General features: G+C 40.3%; 16 protein-coding genes. 10 read left to right on the top strand and 6 right to left on the bottom strand.

Features of this window, described 5'->3' with window-relative positions:
- The first annotated feature begins 25 nt into the window (after window positions 1-25).
- From FO442_RS01510 to FO442_RS01545, 8 genes are all read left to right on the top strand, one after another.
- Window positions 26-1,147 (top strand): hypothetical protein, encoded by a 1,122-nt coding sequence (locus FO442_RS01510; protein WP_144331366.1) that lies wholly within the window; start codon window positions 26-28, stop codon window positions 1,145-1,147.
- Window positions 1,148-1,219: 72 nt separating this feature from the next.
- The gene (locus tag FO442_RS01515; RefSeq protein WP_144331367.1) at window positions 1,220-1,531 is read left to right on the top strand and encodes a DUF3276 family protein; all 312 of its coding nucleotides are present in this window, start codon (window positions 1,220-1,222) and stop codon (window positions 1,529-1,531) included.
- A gap of 108 nt (window positions 1,532-1,639) precedes the next feature.
- Window positions 1,640-2,452 (top strand): ParA family protein, encoded by an 813-nt coding sequence (locus FO442_RS01520; RefSeq protein WP_144331368.1) that lies wholly within the window; start codon window positions 1,640-1,642, stop codon window positions 2,450-2,452.
- The gene (locus FO442_RS01525; protein ID WP_144331369.1) at window positions 2,442-3,365 is read left to right on the top strand and encodes a ParB/RepB/Spo0J family partition protein; all 924 of its coding nucleotides are present in this window, start codon (window positions 2,442-2,444) and stop codon (window positions 3,363-3,365) included. Before FO442_RS01520 ends, FO442_RS01525 begins: the two co-directional genes overlap by 11 nt.
- Entirely contained in the window at window positions 3,365-3,922 is a 558-nt protein-coding gene (locus tag FO442_RS01530; protein ID WP_144331370.1) for a DUF5683 domain-containing protein, read from the top strand. Before FO442_RS01525 ends, FO442_RS01530 begins: the two co-directional genes overlap by 1 nt.
- A 40-nt stretch (window positions 3,923-3,962) precedes the next feature.
- Window positions 3,963-4,685, top strand: a complete 723-nt coding sequence (dapB, locus tag FO442_RS01535) for a 4-hydroxy-tetrahydrodipicolinate reductase (RefSeq protein ID WP_144331371.1) — start codon at window positions 3,963-3,965, stop codon at window positions 4,683-4,685.
- Between the two features lie 9 nt (window positions 4,686-4,694).
- Window positions 4,695-6,563, top strand: a complete 1,869-nt coding sequence (locus FO442_RS01540; protein WP_222101960.1) for a S26 family signal peptidase — start codon at window positions 4,695-4,697, stop codon at window positions 6,561-6,563.
- 3 nt (window positions 6,564-6,566) lie between these two features.
- Window positions 6,567-7,154 (top strand): WbqC family protein, encoded by a 588-nt coding sequence (locus FO442_RS01545; RefSeq protein ID WP_144331372.1) that lies wholly within the window; start codon window positions 6,567-6,569, stop codon window positions 7,152-7,154.
- A gap of 190 nt (window positions 7,155-7,344) precedes the next feature.
- Here the strand turns inward: FO442_RS01545 and FO442_RS01550 are convergent, their stop codons facing one another.
- Both FO442_RS01550 and FO442_RS01555 read right to left on the bottom strand, forming a co-directional pair.
- Window positions 7,345-8,724, bottom strand: a complete 1,380-nt coding sequence (locus tag FO442_RS01550) for a hypothetical protein (RefSeq protein WP_144331373.1) — start codon at window positions 8,722-8,724, stop codon at window positions 7,345-7,347.
- 84 nt (window positions 8,725-8,808) lie between these two features.
- The gene (locus FO442_RS01555) at window positions 8,809-9,858 is read right to left on the bottom strand and encodes a branched-chain amino acid aminotransferase (protein WP_222101961.1); all 1,050 of its coding nucleotides are present in this window, start codon (window positions 9,856-9,858) and stop codon (window positions 8,809-8,811) included.
- A gap of 130 nt (window positions 9,859-9,988) precedes the next feature.
- On the opposite strand from FO442_RS01555, the gene FO442_RS01560 reads away from it, so the two are divergent.
- Window positions 9,989-11,152: a hypothetical protein gene (locus FO442_RS01560; protein WP_144331375.1), complete on the top strand. Its 1,164-nt coding sequence runs from the start codon at window positions 9,989-9,991 to the stop codon at window positions 11,150-11,152.
- A gap of 12 nt (window positions 11,153-11,164) precedes the next feature.
- Complete coding sequence (locus FO442_RS01565; RefSeq protein WP_144331376.1) at window positions 11,165-13,057, top strand: RecQ family ATP-dependent DNA helicase; 1,893 nt, start codon at window positions 11,165-11,167, stop codon at window positions 13,055-13,057.
- Here FO442_RS01565 and FO442_RS01570 read toward each other — a convergent pair.
- From FO442_RS01570 to FO442_RS01585, 4 genes are all read right to left on the bottom strand, one after another.
- Entirely contained in the window at window positions 13,026-13,847 is an 822-nt protein-coding gene (locus FO442_RS01570; RefSeq protein WP_144331377.1) for an XRE family transcriptional regulator, read from the bottom strand. The genes FO442_RS01565 and FO442_RS01570 overlap by 32 nt on opposite strands.
- 77 nt (window positions 13,848-13,924) lie before the next feature.
- Entirely contained in the window at window positions 13,925-14,860 is a 936-nt protein-coding gene (locus FO442_RS01575; protein WP_144331378.1) for a YihY/virulence factor BrkB family protein, read from the bottom strand.
- Complete coding sequence (locus FO442_RS01580; protein WP_144331379.1) at window positions 14,829-15,767, bottom strand: ABC transporter ATP-binding protein; 939 nt, start codon at window positions 15,765-15,767, stop codon at window positions 14,829-14,831. Before FO442_RS01580 ends, FO442_RS01575 begins: the two co-directional genes overlap by 32 nt.
- Complete coding sequence (locus FO442_RS01585) at window positions 15,767-16,186, bottom strand: hypothetical protein (protein WP_144331380.1); 420 nt, start codon at window positions 16,184-16,186, stop codon at window positions 15,767-15,769. The genes FO442_RS01580 and FO442_RS01585 overlap by 1 nt, the downstream gene beginning before the upstream one ends.
- Window positions 16,187-16,356 lie beyond the last annotated feature (170 nt).

The raw sequence follows: 16,356 nt of genomic DNA on the forward strand, positions 1-16,356 counted from the left end.
TTTACTTTTTTAGCGTTTTAGTGTTATGAAGGTTTCATTCGGTTTAATACTCATTTTTCTTGGCAGTCTCCAAGCCTGGGGGCAGTTTGATGCTTATTCAAGAGAAAGTGAATTGGCGGTTCTATTGGATTCCATTCGTGCAGCAAAGAATAATGCGGGAAAAGAAAACTGGAATACGCAATTTAAAAAGCTGATTGAACAAACCATTCATGAACCGACCGTATTCGACATTACATTTACCCGGCTAAGAACTTTGGGGGTTATAGACAGTCCTGATAAGTTGGTGCGGATTGTGAACTGGAATGTGGAACAGGACGACGGCACGCAAAAGTACTTTGCCTATGTTATTCACCGGAACTCATTGAAAGATACTAAACACAAGGTCATCGAATTGATCGATAAATCATTCCTGTTGACCGCTAAACCGGAAGAAACACTCGAAGCAGATATGTGGTACGGAGCTTTGTATTACCAGATTATCCCGGTTGAAAAAGCGAATAAAACGTACTATACGGTATTGGGTTGGGACGGCGGAACGCGCATGAGCAACACCAAGCTGATCGATGTAATCTGTTTTAGCGGAAACAGTTTAAAATTAGGTTATCCCCTTTTTAAATCAGGAAATACAACCCAGAAGCGATTATTTTTCGAGCATTCGGAGCGCTCTGTGATGTCATTGCGTTACGAACCGGAATACAAACGCATTATTTTTGATCATTTAATGCCGGAAACACCAACCATGGTCGGATTCTATGAATTTTATGTTCCCGATATGTCTTACGACGCATTTATCCTGGATAATAATCGCTGGGTATTAAAAGAAGACGTGATTGGTATCAATAAGAAAGATGTCGTGGTTTCAGTGGCTTCAATTAACGATAAAAGCGGAGAGGTAACCACTACTTCTACGCCTGGAAAATGGATTGATCCGACCGGTGAAGGAAAAGGATCTTCCAATGATGTACACGTGGCTGTTCTACCGGATTCGGATGCACTGAACACAACGGAGGACAGTAAAAAGCCTGTTAAAAAGGACAAAAGAACCATGACGGCACTCGAAAAATACGAAGCTAAAAAGAAGCATAAAAAGGATGATGAGCCTCCTACTACACTTAATCCCGGTAAGAAAAGAAGACCGAAGAAATAAAATTCTCTCGCAAAATCTTGTATTTCAATAAATAAAAATTCATATTTGCTTTGCTGCAACTCTTAATAAACTATGCAAAACGAACTGGATTACGACTCTCAGCGAGAAGTCTTTACTAAAATTGTCAAAGCCGGCAAACGCACTTATTTTTTTGATATTAAAGCTACAAAAGGCCAGGATCACTACATTACCCTGACAGAAAGCAAGAAGGTAAACATCAATGGAAAAGAAGTTTTTCAAAAGCACAAAGTATTTCTTTACAAGGAGGATTTTGATAAATTTTCAGAAACCTTACTGGAAGTAATGAATAAAGCCAATGAATTGAATTTGGGAGAAAGCTCAAATCCTTCCTATGCGAGTGATGTGCACTTTGAGGATTTGTAAACTTTCAAACAATCTTTCAACATCTTATTCGTTGAAAAAATAGCAGAAATAAATGGCGTTTAGGTCATTTCAATAACTTATCTTTATCCACAAATTTACAGTGCTCTTATGGGTAAAATTATCGCAATAGCGAATCAAAAAGGTGGTGTTGGCAAAACAACTACAGCCATTAATCTGGGTGGATGTTTTGGTGTTTTGGAGTACAAGACATTATTGGTCGATGCTGATCCGCAGGCAAACGCTACATCCGGAGTCGGTTTAGACCCGAAAAATTCCCGGAATATTTACGATTGTCTGATCAATGATGTACATCCCTCGGAATTAATCATTCCAACAAGCAATCCGAATTTGGATATTATTCCTTCACACATTGATTTGGTTGGTGCAGAATTGGAAATGATCAATATGCCTAATCGCGAACAGATGCTGAAACAGGCACTTGACAAGATTAAAGATCAATACGACTTTATTATTATCGACTGCTCTCCCTCTTTGGGATTAATTACCGTAAATGCGCTAACTGCAGCAGATTCTGTCATGGTTCCCGTTCAATGCGAATACTTTGCACTGGAAGGTTTGGGGAAATTATTGAATACCATCAAGATCATCCAGGGACGATTGAATCCTGAATTGGAGATTGAAGGAATTGTTTTAACCATGTACGACACGCGTTTGCGTTTGGCAAACCAGGTGGTGGAAGAAGTAAAAACACATTTCCAGGATTTGGTTTTCGATACGGTTATCCACCGAAACACGAAATTGGGAGAAGCCCCGAGTTTCGGCGAAACAATCGTGATGCACGAAGCTACCAGTAAAGGAGCTATCAATTATTTGAATTTCGCCCGTGAAATTCTTCAACGAAACGATTTGACAAAAATCGGTAATAACGACAAACAATTTCAAGTAGGAAATGACATCTAATCCGAAAAAACGTTCAGCTTTAGGAAAAGGATTGGGAGCTTTATTGGAAAGTTCTTCATCTGATATTACAACAACAACTGCAACGGCAGCTCCAACAGCCAGTACAGGCGGGGTGGCTTTGATCCCTATTGGGTCTATTGAAGCCAACCCGTTCAATCCGCGTACGAATTTCGAAAAGGATGCATTGAGTGAATTGAGAGATTCCATTGCTATTCATGGAATTATTCAGCCGCTAACGGTTCGGAAACTGGGAAAAGATAAATACCAGTTGATTTCAGGGGAAAGACGTTTCAGAGCTTCTCAATTGGCCGGATTGGAAGAAGTTCCCGCATACATCCGGGTAGCAAATGATCAGGCAATGCTTGAAATGGCCCTGGTTGAAAACATTCAACGGGAAGACCTGAATGCTATTGAGGTAGCTCTCTCCTACCAGCGCTTGATTGATGAAATCGGATTGACACAGGATCAGTTGTCACAAAAAATATCGAAAGGAAGAACCAGTATTACCAATCACTTGCGTTTGCTGAAGCTTCCGGCTGAAATTCAGTTAGGGGTTCGCGACAACCTGATTTCAATGGGACATGCACGTTCATTGGTTTCTGCAGGAGATGAAAACCGTCAATTGGACCTTTACAGACAAATCATTGATTTCCAGCTTTCTGTTCGCGAGATAGAAGAACTGATCCGAACAAATACTTCGCGTACAAGTGAAGAAACTCCAAATACTCCGAAAACAGCTTCTACTCCTGAATTGTCAGCGATCCAGGAGGTGTTCAAAAATCATTTGAGTGACCGTATTTCTTCGAAAGTGGAAATTAAAAAGACCCATTCCGGAAGCGGTAAGATTTTGATCAATTTCTCTTCAGAAGTAGATTTAAACCGGATTATCGAACTGCTGAATAAAACGAAATAATGCACAAACTCCTTGGCGTTTTTATAGTGGTTTGGTTTTCATTTCATGTAAACGCCCAAGATTCCCTTGCTGTTGCTCCATCACCGGATACGGTTAAAACGCACTCTTGGAAAAGGGCCTGTCTTTTTTCTGCTATTGTTCCCGGTGCCGGACAGATTTATAATCACATTGCGATGCCCAAAGGCAAAAAAAAAGCCTATTGGAAAGTTCCCCTGATCTATGCTGGATTGGGGGTTACTACCTATTTCGCGGTGAAGAATAACATGCTCAAAAATGATTACCGTACCGAATACGAATCACGAAAGATCGGGAATGCACCGAACAACTTCGCTGAATACGATGATCAAAGTTTGCTTTCGTTGTATGCTCAGCATCGGAACCGCCGGGACTTTGCTATATTGGGCATGGGAATCGTTTATCTCCTGAACGTCATCGATGCCGGCGTCGAAGCACATTTTGTGAATTTTGATATCAGCGAAGACTTGTCGCTTTCAATTCATCCAACGACTTACTTTCCGAATGCTTACGGAGTTTCTTTTCAATTTAAATTTCGTTAAAAGTGACAATCGGAAGCTGAAAACAGTATTTTTGCGCTACATGAAAATTGGACTAATCGGATATGGGAAAATGGGAAAAGCGATTGAGCGCATTGCTCTTGAACGCGGACATTCCATTGTTTACAAGGTAGATTCCAAAACAACAATCGACCAGGTTGACCTTAGACAGGCAGATGTTGCCATTGAATTTACTCAACCCGGATTGGTGATCAACCACATTGAAACCTGTTTGGAACAAAAAACGCCCGTTGTTGTTGGTACAACCGGTTGGCAGGACCAATTGGCATATGTAGCGACCCGGGTAACCGAAAAAGGGGGGGCTTTGCTGCATGCTTCTAATTTCAGCATCGGAGTGAATATTTTGTTCAATATCAATGAAAAATTAGCCGCTTTGATGTTTCCACACCCGGAATACAAAGCACAAATCGAAGAGATTCATCATGTTCAGAAATTGGATGCTCCAAGCGGAACAGCAGTTTCTTTAGCACAGGGGATTATTCAGAACAATCACAAGTACACTTCCTGGAAAGCCGAAACCTCCTCCTGGCCTGTTGTTTCGGATCATGAGCTTCCGATCCAAGCTCTCAGAGAACCGAACGTTCCCGGAACCCACACGATTTCTTATATTTCAACAATCGATACTTTAACTTTGAGCCATGAAGCACATTCCAGGGATGGTTTTGCTCTGGGCTCTGTCATTGCGGCGGAATTCCTTCACGGAAAGAAGGGAATTCACACCATGCGCGATGTATTAGCATTTTAATCCAGCCTTATGAACGTACTTTATTATTTCTTGTTCCTGCTTCTTGTCCACCCGATCATTTCACTTTGGTGGAAGACATTTGAACGCATGGGAGCCAAATCCTGGCAGGCATTTATTCCTGTCTACAATTATTACATTGTATTCAAATTCGGTTCAGGGAAACCCTGGTGGGCTTTGCTGATGTTTATTCCGGGGATTCACATTGTGATGTGGATGGTGGCGAATGTGTCCTATATCCGAAGATTCGGGTTCTTTTCTATTGGAGAAACACTCCAGGGAATTTTCTTTCCCTATCTGATCTTGTGGAAGATTGCAAATGACGAAAATCTACCGGCGCTAGCTCCTACCAACTGGGCCAGTCCGGTGGAAGTTGCAAAAAGAACAAACAGTGATCACGTGGCTTTGTTTTTGGCTTTACCGGTTATCGGACATCTTGTAGCTTACGTTCTATCGTTCCGTTCCAAAAGAATCGGCAAAAAAAGTGCGATCAAAGAATGGGGAGATTCCATCATCTTTGCATTGGTTGCAGCAAGTATTATTCGTACGTATGTGTTTGAACCCTTCCAAATTCCAACCGGTTCGATGGAGAAAACCCTGCTGGTTGGAGATTTTCTTTTTGTGAATAAACTGGCATACGGACCAAAAGTTCCGGTAACACCTCTTTCTTTTCCATTAGTTCACAATACGATTCCATGGATCAATGTGAAATCTTACCTGGGAATTGAAACATCCAATTACTATCGCCTGCCGGGATTCGGAAAGGTAGAACGAAACGATGTCATGGTATTTAATTACCCTTCGGGAGATACTGCTATTTATGATCCTCGGGTTCCAAATGGACTAATGGGACATGATTACCACCAGGTTTTGAACAGCGAAGCTTTATGGTACTGGTTCCAAAACATGCAGCAAACACATCCGGAAGCATTTCAACTGCTTCAACAAAAGTCAATGGCAACGAATCAGAGCCTGGATGAACTCATTTTGGACAGTTTGGGAAGTGATTTTATTCAGCATATTGACCAATGGAGACAAAAAGCTCGAACTGCGATTGCTAGTGGAGTAACTTATTCTCGTGGAGGAATGCCCGAAAAAGGATTGAATTATATTGCACATTACGGAGTTATTTACAGACCCGTTGATAAACGCGAAAACTACATCAAACGATGCGTGGCTTTGCCTGGCGATGAGATTGAAATTATTAGATCTGTCTTGTATATTAACGGGAAGAAAGCTTACAGGGCACCTAATCAAAACCTGGCTTATACCATTTCAGGAGACCCCTTGCTGGAACGTTACTTAACTTCATTAGGCCTGTCTCAAAATGAAGGTGATTATGTTGTCAACGCAAACGGTATCGAAATTGTTTATCTAACCGATTCAAAATTAGCCGAGCTGAAAAGAATGTCTCCAAAGTCTTCTTTTAATTTGTACCTGGCACCTCAATATTCAGATGACAAGTCACATAAACCAACATATAGTGAATTAATCCGAAATCTGGACAATTTCCCGAAAGATTTCTACATCAACAACACCGTAAGTGATTTTACAAAATTCAGAATCCCGAAAAAGGGAGCGGTGGTGGAATTGACTAAGGACAATATTGCGTGGTACCGAAGAGCAATTACTGCTTATGAAGGACATAAACTGCAGGAGAAGAAAGACGGCATTTACATTGATGGAAAGAAAGCAACAACATACAAATTTGCCATGAATTATTATTGGTTAATGGGAGACAATCGTTACAATTCTGCGGATTCACGAGTTTGGGGCTATGTACCGGAGGATCACGTAGTGGGGAAAGCATCTGTTGTTTGGTTCTCAAAAAGTGCGTTTACCGGTATCCGTTGGGACCGTATGTTTACAAAGATCGAATAACTCATGTCCGCTGTTTTTCCGATCGCCTATTTTGGGAGTGTTCGTTATTTCCAGGATTTAGTGCGGTTTAAACAGGTTCTTTTTGAACATTCGGATCATTTCCCGAAGCAGACGTTCCGGAATAGAATGGTTATTCTGGGATCACAGGGAGTTCAAATTCTTACCATGCCGCTTGAAAAACCTTCCGGATCAAAAACGGTAACGAAAGACGTATTGGTTTCCTATCGGCAAAACTGGCCTTTGATTCATTGGAGAGCGTTGAAAACATCGTATGCTTCTGCTCCTTATTTCGAGCATTATGCTTCCGATATTGAAAAAATCCTTTTTAAAAAGCATCGTTTTCTGGTTGATTTCGACCTGGAGATTACCCATTTTTTTTTGAATACGTACCAGTTACCGATCGATCTTTCTTTGACGGAAAAATACCTTGCATCTTACCCCGAAGATTACCGGTTTGCAGACTATGAAAATTTGGAAATGAAAGGAGAATATCACCAGGTTTTATTTCATCAAAAGCAGTTCAATCCGGCTATTTCCATTCTCGATTTATTGTTTTGCGAAGGACCAATGGGACGACAGCTAATCATTTAACTGCAGTTTATTAAAAATTAGATCATTGATAATCAATCGGTTAACTTTTTTAACGATTTTTTATCTGTTTTTTTTTAGTTCGCCGATTGCATTTCAAATTTCTTATTGTATATTTGTTATGATTTAGGTGGTTAGGTTAGGTTGATTAGTGAATGGAGTTAGGACGCCCGTCTTAGCTCCATTTACGCTTTTAGGGCTTTTCCAATTCCACTAAAGTACCCTTATTGATCTTCTGTGACTTGTATTCAAAGGGTAGCCGTTCCCGGTATAAATATTTTTTCTGAGTCGATTCGAACGGACGATAAATGTAATACACACTATTTCCTTTGATCTGGATGTTTTCCGGGTATTTAAACTGCAATTGTACCGGTGGGCTTAATTTTCCGGTGTTCGTGTCAAAATGGCGCAATTGTGCTTGTCCTGCAATCTCGTAATGCATGTAAATCTCCCCTGTTTCATAATCCTGAATCACATGTTTCTTCCATCCATTTTCTTTCGGTTGTAAATGATAGTAAATCGGGATGCTATCGATCAGATCACCTTGAAAATTGTATTTGAAAAGCAAATTCTTATAATGATCAAACAAAAAAATCGAATCGTTCCGCTCAAAAATGGGGGCGTAAAGCTCTTTGTAATAAATTGAATTGGTGAAATAATACATCCCGACCCAAACCTCCTTGTCTACCCCCGTTTCATTCTCTTTCTCCTTGGCCCATAATTTGGTTCTCACATCTACCCATTTGAATTCCGAACGGTATAATTCCATCATCAGATCGTCCTGTACTTTTGCAATTTTGCGGTAACTCGAATCTATTACGTCAAAAGTAAAGTAATCGAAAGCAGGATAATTCGGATTGAAATTTGAAAAATAATACTTCGTAAAAGCCGTGTCCACAATCGGAGCAATATAAGTCATGTAGTATTGCTTTTCGATTTGTGCTATTTGAATTTGCCGGTTTTTCTGAGTGATTCCGTAAACATTCTTTTCGGTTAATACATGTGGATTTCCCCGGTAATCACGAATTAACTCCTGTCCTTTTTCAGGAAGGGGAATTTCTCCCAGTAAATTAAATCCGTCATAGAGAACCAATTCCGTTCCTTTTTTTAAATTTTTTGGATAGGTCAGCAACAGCAGGTTATTATCCGGTAAAAATTCAAAGTCAGTCACGGAAACGCGTGTTGATTCAAATACCGTATCCGGTACTCCGATAGGTTTAATAATGACTTCGTCAATCAATCGTTCCCTGGAATAATACATCCGTACCGGAAGATTCAGTGTATCGGAAGGTTTTCCCGAAAAGATTTTTGCAGGTATTTTTTCCAGCGGATTAAATGCAATGTGTTCCAGTTCAAAGCTGGTCAATTCTGTTGTTGAAACCTGGAAACAGGCGATTCCTTTTAAAGATGTATAGTGCGTTGCAACTAGTGAATCACCCTGATATTGACGGATATAGACTCTGGAAATCGGATCTCCGTTACTTCTGTCCCTGGTAATGATTCGAACAGTGGTCTGACCAAAAGCACCGGATGAAAGTAAGATCAGAAAAACAAGGTGTAAAATCGGTTTCATGACAGTTCATTTCTTTAGAGATGCAGAGTGATCCAATTTTCCATAAACAGTAAGGGCGGAAAATTTTCCCGCCCTTTTACAATTTTATAATTTCAAAAGCCAACCAAAACTATCTTTTACTTTCCCCGATTTAACATCGTCCAGGTACGCATGTACTTTCAGAGAGAATGTGCGCGTCTCCACCGGAGGAAGGATCAGATCTTCATCCCGGTAGCCGATTTTTGCAATATGTGCAATAGTGGCTGCCGTCCCTGCACCAAATGCTTCAGTCAAACGACCTTCTTTATGAGCCTGAACAACTTCTGCAACAGAAACTTTGCGCTCTTCAACAGGCATTCCCCATAATTTGGCAATTTCCACCACAGAACGCTTAGTGATACCTCTCAAAATCGTATCGCTTTCTTCAGAAGGAGTAATCAATTTACCATCGATCACAAACATCACGTTCATGGTACCCGATTCCTCAATATATTCATGAGATTTCCCATCTGTCCATATTAACTGATGGTAACCTTGTTGTTGTCCTAATTTTGCCGGATACAGTGCTGCAGCGTAATTCCCGGCTGTTTTTGCTCTTCCTACTCCACCTGCGGATGCTCTTGTATAAAACTCTTCAATTTTCACATTCACGGGTTCGCTGTAATAAGCTCCAACGGGACAGGCAAAAATTATAAAGCGATACGTATCAGAAGGGCGGATTCCGATATACTCGTCAGTCCCGAACAAAAAAGGTCTTAAGTACAGGGAGTATCCTTCTTTGGTTGGTATCCAGTTACTTTCAATTTCGACAAATTTTCGGGTCAATTCTACAAATACATTTTCCGGAATAACCGGCATACACATACGTTCACAAGACTCTTCGAATCTTTTTGCGTTCATATCCGGTCTGAAAATAGCCACTTCCCCGCTCTCCATTCTGTAAGCTTTCAATCCTTCAAAAATTGATTGCCCGTAATGGATTACAGACGTAGCCGGATGCATGGAAAGCGGACCAAACGGCATGATTTCCGGATCCTGCCAGGCACCGTCTTTATAATCCATAATCAGCATGTGATCAGAAAAAACTTTTCCAAATGGTAAATTATCCCAATCAACAGCATTGAGTTTAGACTCTTGGGTAAGAGTAACTTTCATGTTGTCTTGTAATATCATAACGACTAATAGTTATGCGAATATACCTAAATTAGTTGACGATTCTATGAACATGCGGGAAGTAATTCCAATATTTGTATCAAGATATATTTTTAAATGTAATCAAACAAAAATGCCAAAACTTACAACCTTTTCATTGAAAAGCTTTTCAAAAAGAGGAATGTTGCTCTTTTGTATTTTCTTTGTTTTTACCTCCTATTCTCTTTTCGGGCAGACCCATTCCTTTAACGGTACCATTGGCAAATACCCGATTTATCTGCAGTTCACATTGAATGGAAGCAACGCTGAAGGATACTACTTCTATAAAAACAAACTGATCGACATTCCTTTATCGGGAACGTACAAAGGCGGTTTGATAACATTACACCTATCCGATGAATACGGAACTTCGGTAGAAATACCTGAAACATTTAAATTCAAATGGCCTAATCACGTGATTGAAGGTACCTGGACACGAAAGGAGAAAACCACACCTTTCAAATTAAAACCTTTAACCCCAAAGGAAACAGGTAGTCCAAAGTGTTCCAATCCCCATTTATTGGCAACTGACCAGGTTATCGATGATTTGACGAAAGTAAAAATCGGACTTTTCAAACTGAAAGAAACCGACACACTTCGAAAGATAAATGGAATCAAAGTGCGTTATTTTCGGGAAATAACTACCGGAATTGAACTTTTCAGGATTGATTCCGGATTGGTTGCTGCAAAACTGAATGATGCAAACGCATATCTTGAGTGCATGCAAATCCTTGAATTCCTTGAATCATTAAACTGCGCATCTTATTCACCCCACGGTTCGGACTTCAATTATAGCGTCAGCAACCTGTCGGTTTCGGCTGATTTTGTGTGTTTTTCTGCTTTTAAAGCATTTTACTGCGGCGGAGCACATCCGAACGAAGAAAATTACGGGGTCAACTATAATTTAAACTCAAAAGAAAAAATCAGCTTTTCAGATTTTCTATTACCTGGCAAGGAAAAAGCATTTGACGACTGTGTTTATAGATACCTGGCAAAAACAAATCCGGAACTTTTTGACGAAAATGAACGTGCCGCGTCGAGTAGCGTTTATACCGATTGTCAATACCATAAAAAAGAATTATGGCAAATCACTTATTGTGATTTTGTTTTGACTTCTGAAGGCATTAAGTTACTGCCCTCATTTCCGCATTTCGCGGCATTTTGTCTGGATCCGGAATGGGCGGTTATCCCTTATTCGGAATTGAAAGGTCTGATAAAACCAGAATACTACAGCAGATTAAACAAGTTGAAGCCTTAACTTTGCATTCATATGTCAAAAAAGAGCGAAGAAATTCTTTCCAATCATTGGGGTTATTCTCAGTTTCGACCTTTACAGGAAGAAATCATTGATGCCGCTATTTACGGAAAAGATGTCATTGCGCTTTTACCGACAGGTGGTGGTAAGTCCATCTGTTTTCAGGTTCCGGGAATTGCCCGGGAGGGAATCACAATTGTTGTCTCTCCCCTGATCGCTTTAATGGAAGACCAGGTAAACCAATTACGGAAAAGAGGCCTTCGGGCAAAAGCATTAACCAGCGGACTTTCCTTCCGGGAAATCGACATTCTTTTGGATAATGCCAAATTCGGCGGACTGGACTTTTTATACATTTCCCCCGAACGCATTCAGACACGGTTGTTCCAGGAGCGGGTCAAGCAAATGGAAATCGGCCTGTTTGTAGTTGATGAAGCGCATTGCATCTCAGAATGGGGACACGATTTCAGACCGGCGTATATGGAAGTTGCCAAATTGAGGGAGCTTCATCCGGAAGTTCCTATCATCGCGGTAACCGCTACAGCAACTCCGAAGGTAAAGGAAGATATTGCCACCCATTTGAAATTAAAGAATCCCGAAGTGTTTGAAGCTTCTTTTGAACGGACGAATGTGAGTTATGAAGTTTATCACGTTTCAAACAAGCTGGATGCAATTACCAAATGGATCCGCAAAAATCCGGGAGATGTAGGAATCATTTACTGCCAAACGAGAAAAAGAGTAAAGGATGTAATGATCTATCTCCAGACCCAAAAAATCAAGGCAAACATGTACCATGGCGGAATGAATGCAAAAGAACGCAGCCTCGCCTTGGCCGATTGGCTTTCGGAAAAAACACCGGTCATGGTTGCCACCAATGCATTCGGGATGGGAATCGACAAACCGAATGTACGTTTTGTAGCCCATTATGAAATTCCGAATAATCCGGAATCTTATTTCCAGGAAGCAGGAAGAGCTGGCCGGGATGGAAATGAATCCAGAACCTTTGCTTTTGTTGAACCTGCAGATGTTCATGAAATTGCCGAACGCGTATTAGCTCAGTTTCCTAGCACAGATAAAATCAAGTTGATTTACAGGGCTTTGTGCAACTATTTAAAGGTCGCTATCGGTGCCGGTGAACATGAATCGTATGTTCTGCAGTTCAACGACTTTGTAAAAAAATTCAACCTGAACATACTCGAGGTCTATCCCGCTTTCAAACTCCTTGAAATGAACGGAACCATTCTTTTTTCAGAGCAGGGATTAAAAGGTTCGCGGATAAAAGTAAGCATTGACAATACGCACTTATACGGTTTTCAACTGAAGAACCCGGTTTTAGACCCTTTGATTACCTGGATCTGCAGAAATCACAGCGATGTGTTTGATTCTTTTTGTGAGCTGGATGAAAATGAAGTGTGCCAGCGATTAAAAATCTCGGCAATAGAACTGGAGTGCCAGCTAAAATACCTGGAAGAGCATGGAATCATTGATATTACCTGGCGGACAGATTTACCCATGGTTACTTTTCTGCACGAACGCTTCCCGGATGATTACGTGGAATTAAAGCCCGAAGTTTATCATTTCAGAAAAGAACGTGCCCTGGAACGAATGAACGTCATGAAACGATTCATTGAAGAAAAACATTGCAGGCCTCAGTTTATCATCTCCTATTTTGGACAAAAAAGCGATCCATGCGGTAAATGTGATTACTGCCTGGAACAAAACCTGATGGAGAAACATCCCCGAATTGAATTGGAAATCATTGCCCTGCTTGAAGGAAAAGCCATGAGTTTAGCCGAGATCATTGCTCGATTCGATACTTCTTTTTCAGCAAAAATCAAAACTACTCTGCGCGAATTGATTAACGAGGAACGGATTGTCTTTAATGAGCAGCGTTTTTCGCTTCCCCGGTAACCGTTCGTTTCAAATCAATAATTTCCCGTTGTAAATCCTGGATGCTTTTAGTCAGCAGGGAATCATCAATGCGCATTTCAGGTAAACTGGGAGATATGTAATTGACAAACTTCCACATTTCCACAATGTCATTTACGTTTACGTAGTAAGGCAAATACAAGGGATTGGTAGAACACAATTCAAACGATTGCTGGGTTTCTATAAAGTTGTTTACGATTTTGAATACAATTCCATCATCTTTTGTCACAACGATACATGGTGTCCCGTTTCGCACACTTCCCCAATTCTGAATGTACTCAGCAACAACAAATGAGCCTTCATCTACCGGAGGCATGGAATCTCCCATGATCGGGAATGAACGGTATTTCCTGTTTTTGGACAGAAAAGGCAAACTGAATGTCGGTAGGACCTTCAGGTAATCCGGGTCTGCGTAACCGGTTGTATAACCTGCCCTCGCCTGTTGAGGGATCAGTTCGATCATTTCATTGTCTTCCGAATCGACCAGGGAAGTTAAAACACGTAAGTTTTTTCCATTGATATCGGCATACAGTCCTGAACTGATCATTGTCCAGTCACTTTCTGTAAAGGTTGAAAAATCTTTGGTTAGCAAATCATCAATCGGAACCGCGTAATATTGACTCAATGCAATCAGTGTATCAATACCTGGTTCTGCAATTTCGTTTTCATAGCCGGAATAACTGCTTCGCGTCAACCCCAAATCGGAAGCAACTTCTTCCTGGGATTTCTTCTTGCTTTTACGGATGAGTTTTAGATTGTTCCCTAACTTCATGATGATCAAATTTTAATCAAAAATATGATTATTTTTTAATCCAATCAAATAAAGTTGTAAAATTTATTTCTAACGGGCTATTTTTTTCTTCGCTGCTGCATATTCTGAAGCAGGACATGTACTTCAAAAACAATCGGTCGCCCGATCAATTCAGAGTATACCTTAATGAATTTCGCTCCCAGAAAAATAATCTGGGAAGTATAGTACATCCAGGCAAGAAAAATCAGTAAGGTTCCAGCGATTCCCATTTGGCTTCCAAAGAAAAAATTTGTGAGGTAAAACTTTAAACCGATTTGCCCGATATGCAATAAACAAGCAGTTAACAAACCTCCGGAAAAAGCCAGTTTCCATAAAACTTTCCCATCATGAAGAAATTTATAGACCAGTGCAAACAGAATCGTGTTGATCCCTATGGAAACCAGGTGCTCTACCCCTCCCATAATCCATTGTTGCTGCAAATGAAAGGAATCGTATAGTTGTCCACTAACAGACATAAAAATTGTTTCAGCGGTATACAATAAAACAATTGACACACCAAATACCGCCAGCATAAAAACGGAGATTAATTTAGTCAATACCGTATGATAGATTTTGGTTTTCCGATCATCGATTTTCACCTGGATATCGTAAAATTCATTGATACTCATCCGAAGCGAAGAAATCAGGGCGGAACTGGAAAACATCAAGGCAACTATCCCAATAATATTCAGCACCACGCTGCTTTTTTCAAAATGCACTTCCGATAAAAAGGCCAAAATACCCGAACTGTCTTTGATCCCAACCTGTTCTTCAAGCAATACTTTAATTAAACGCAGGATTTCCTCCTGCCCCATGATCTTCCCAAAACTGATCACGGCCAGGTAAATAATTGGAATGATTGCAAAAACAGCATAATATGCCAATGCGGCACCATGGAAAAAGGAATTTTCCTGGAAGAATTCAAAAAAAGTCCGTTTGAAAAGTTTGCCAACTTCTTTCCAGCTAAGCTTTGGTATTTTTACTTTTGAGTTCAATCCGTTTTACTTTTTTGAGCGGTTTATTTGAATACAGTACAATTGTCTGTTTGTCCGGCGTTTTAAAAAAGGATTTCCAGTAAGCACCAAAAAAAACAGCATCTGTAAACTGTACTTCAAGGCCATCCTTTTTAACAATTTTATATTCACAAGGTCGAAATAAATTTTTACTTCTTCCCTCTTTCAATTCATTTAATTCTCCGAAATAGGCACCTTCATCAAAATTGGAAGGATTGAAATAAAAAGCTTCCGGGGTGTCGATACGACTAAATTTTCCTTTGCTTAAAAAGGCGATTTTGCGACACCATTGCATCACTTCATCTCCTTCGTGAGAAACTAAAATACACAAGGTATTCCGTACTTCAACCAATTGTTTAATATATGCTCCGATTTTCATTCTCAAATGGGCATCCAAATGAGAGAACGGTTCATCCATCAGCAGTACTTCAGATTCCAGGGCCAGAGCACGTGCAATCGATAAACGCTGCTGTTCACCACCAGACAAGTAACGCGCCTGTTGCGCTGCAACCTCGTTTAATTCAACCAAATCCAGCAACTCGTCACAAAAACGTTCCCGGTCTTTTTCATGTAAGTGCAGGATTTTTACACGGATGTTTTCCCTTACCGTATGAAACAGGTCCAGGTTAAAATCCTGGTTTACCAATTGTATTTCCGAATGTCCTGGAATCAATCGTTCGCCGGGTCCCAATACCCGTTCCTCATTCCAGTAAACACTTCCTTTTGAAGGGCCCAAAAGTCCGGCAACAATCTTTAAAAGCGTTGATTTACCGCCCCCGCTGGCACCAACGATCCCGAACACTTCTCCGGGGTTTAAATCGATGGAAACTCCCCGTAAAACGTTCTTCTGTTCGTTGTATGAAAAATGAATCTGCCGAATGGAAAGCATTAATTCCGTAATTCCTTTGGAAAAGCACTTAACACGATATAAACTCCGGGAATCGGGTTTTCGACCACTTCGTCATCGTTCAAATAGACTTTCAGTTTTTGATGATCGTGGTCAATGATGTATTCATCCAAACATTTTTCAGAAAACACGATTGGTGTCGCCCCATTCTCTCCGTGAAAGATAAACTGGATCACATCCCGGATCTCATAATGAAAAGCCTTTCCATCTCCTATTTCTCCTGTCAGAATAAACGGATGATCACGGACAATTTCCAATACATCCGAATCATCGGTCAGGCGAAACTCATCTTCCCATTCGTATCGGATATTTTCAGGAGAATCTTTTCCTTCATGCTTTTCCTGAGCATATTCTTCCGAAAAGGAATTGTTTTTTAGAAATACTTGAATTGAATAAGACATGTTTCTTTTTATGAGATAGATTACAAAGATAATTGAAATTGAATTCCGAATTACCAACATGTTGTTCGGAGGTGTTTGTTCTCTTGTATAATATAAGCAAAAAAAAATTAACCACCCTTCTAGGGTTGTAAACCCTAGAACAAATTTTCAGCATGGTTTTTTCTTTTCAA

Origin of the sequence: Fluviicola chungangensis (assembly GCF_007558725.1) — a bacterium.
GTDB lineage: Bacteria > Bacteroidota > Bacteroidia > Flavobacteriales_D > Crocinitomicaceae > Fluviicola > Fluviicola chungangensis.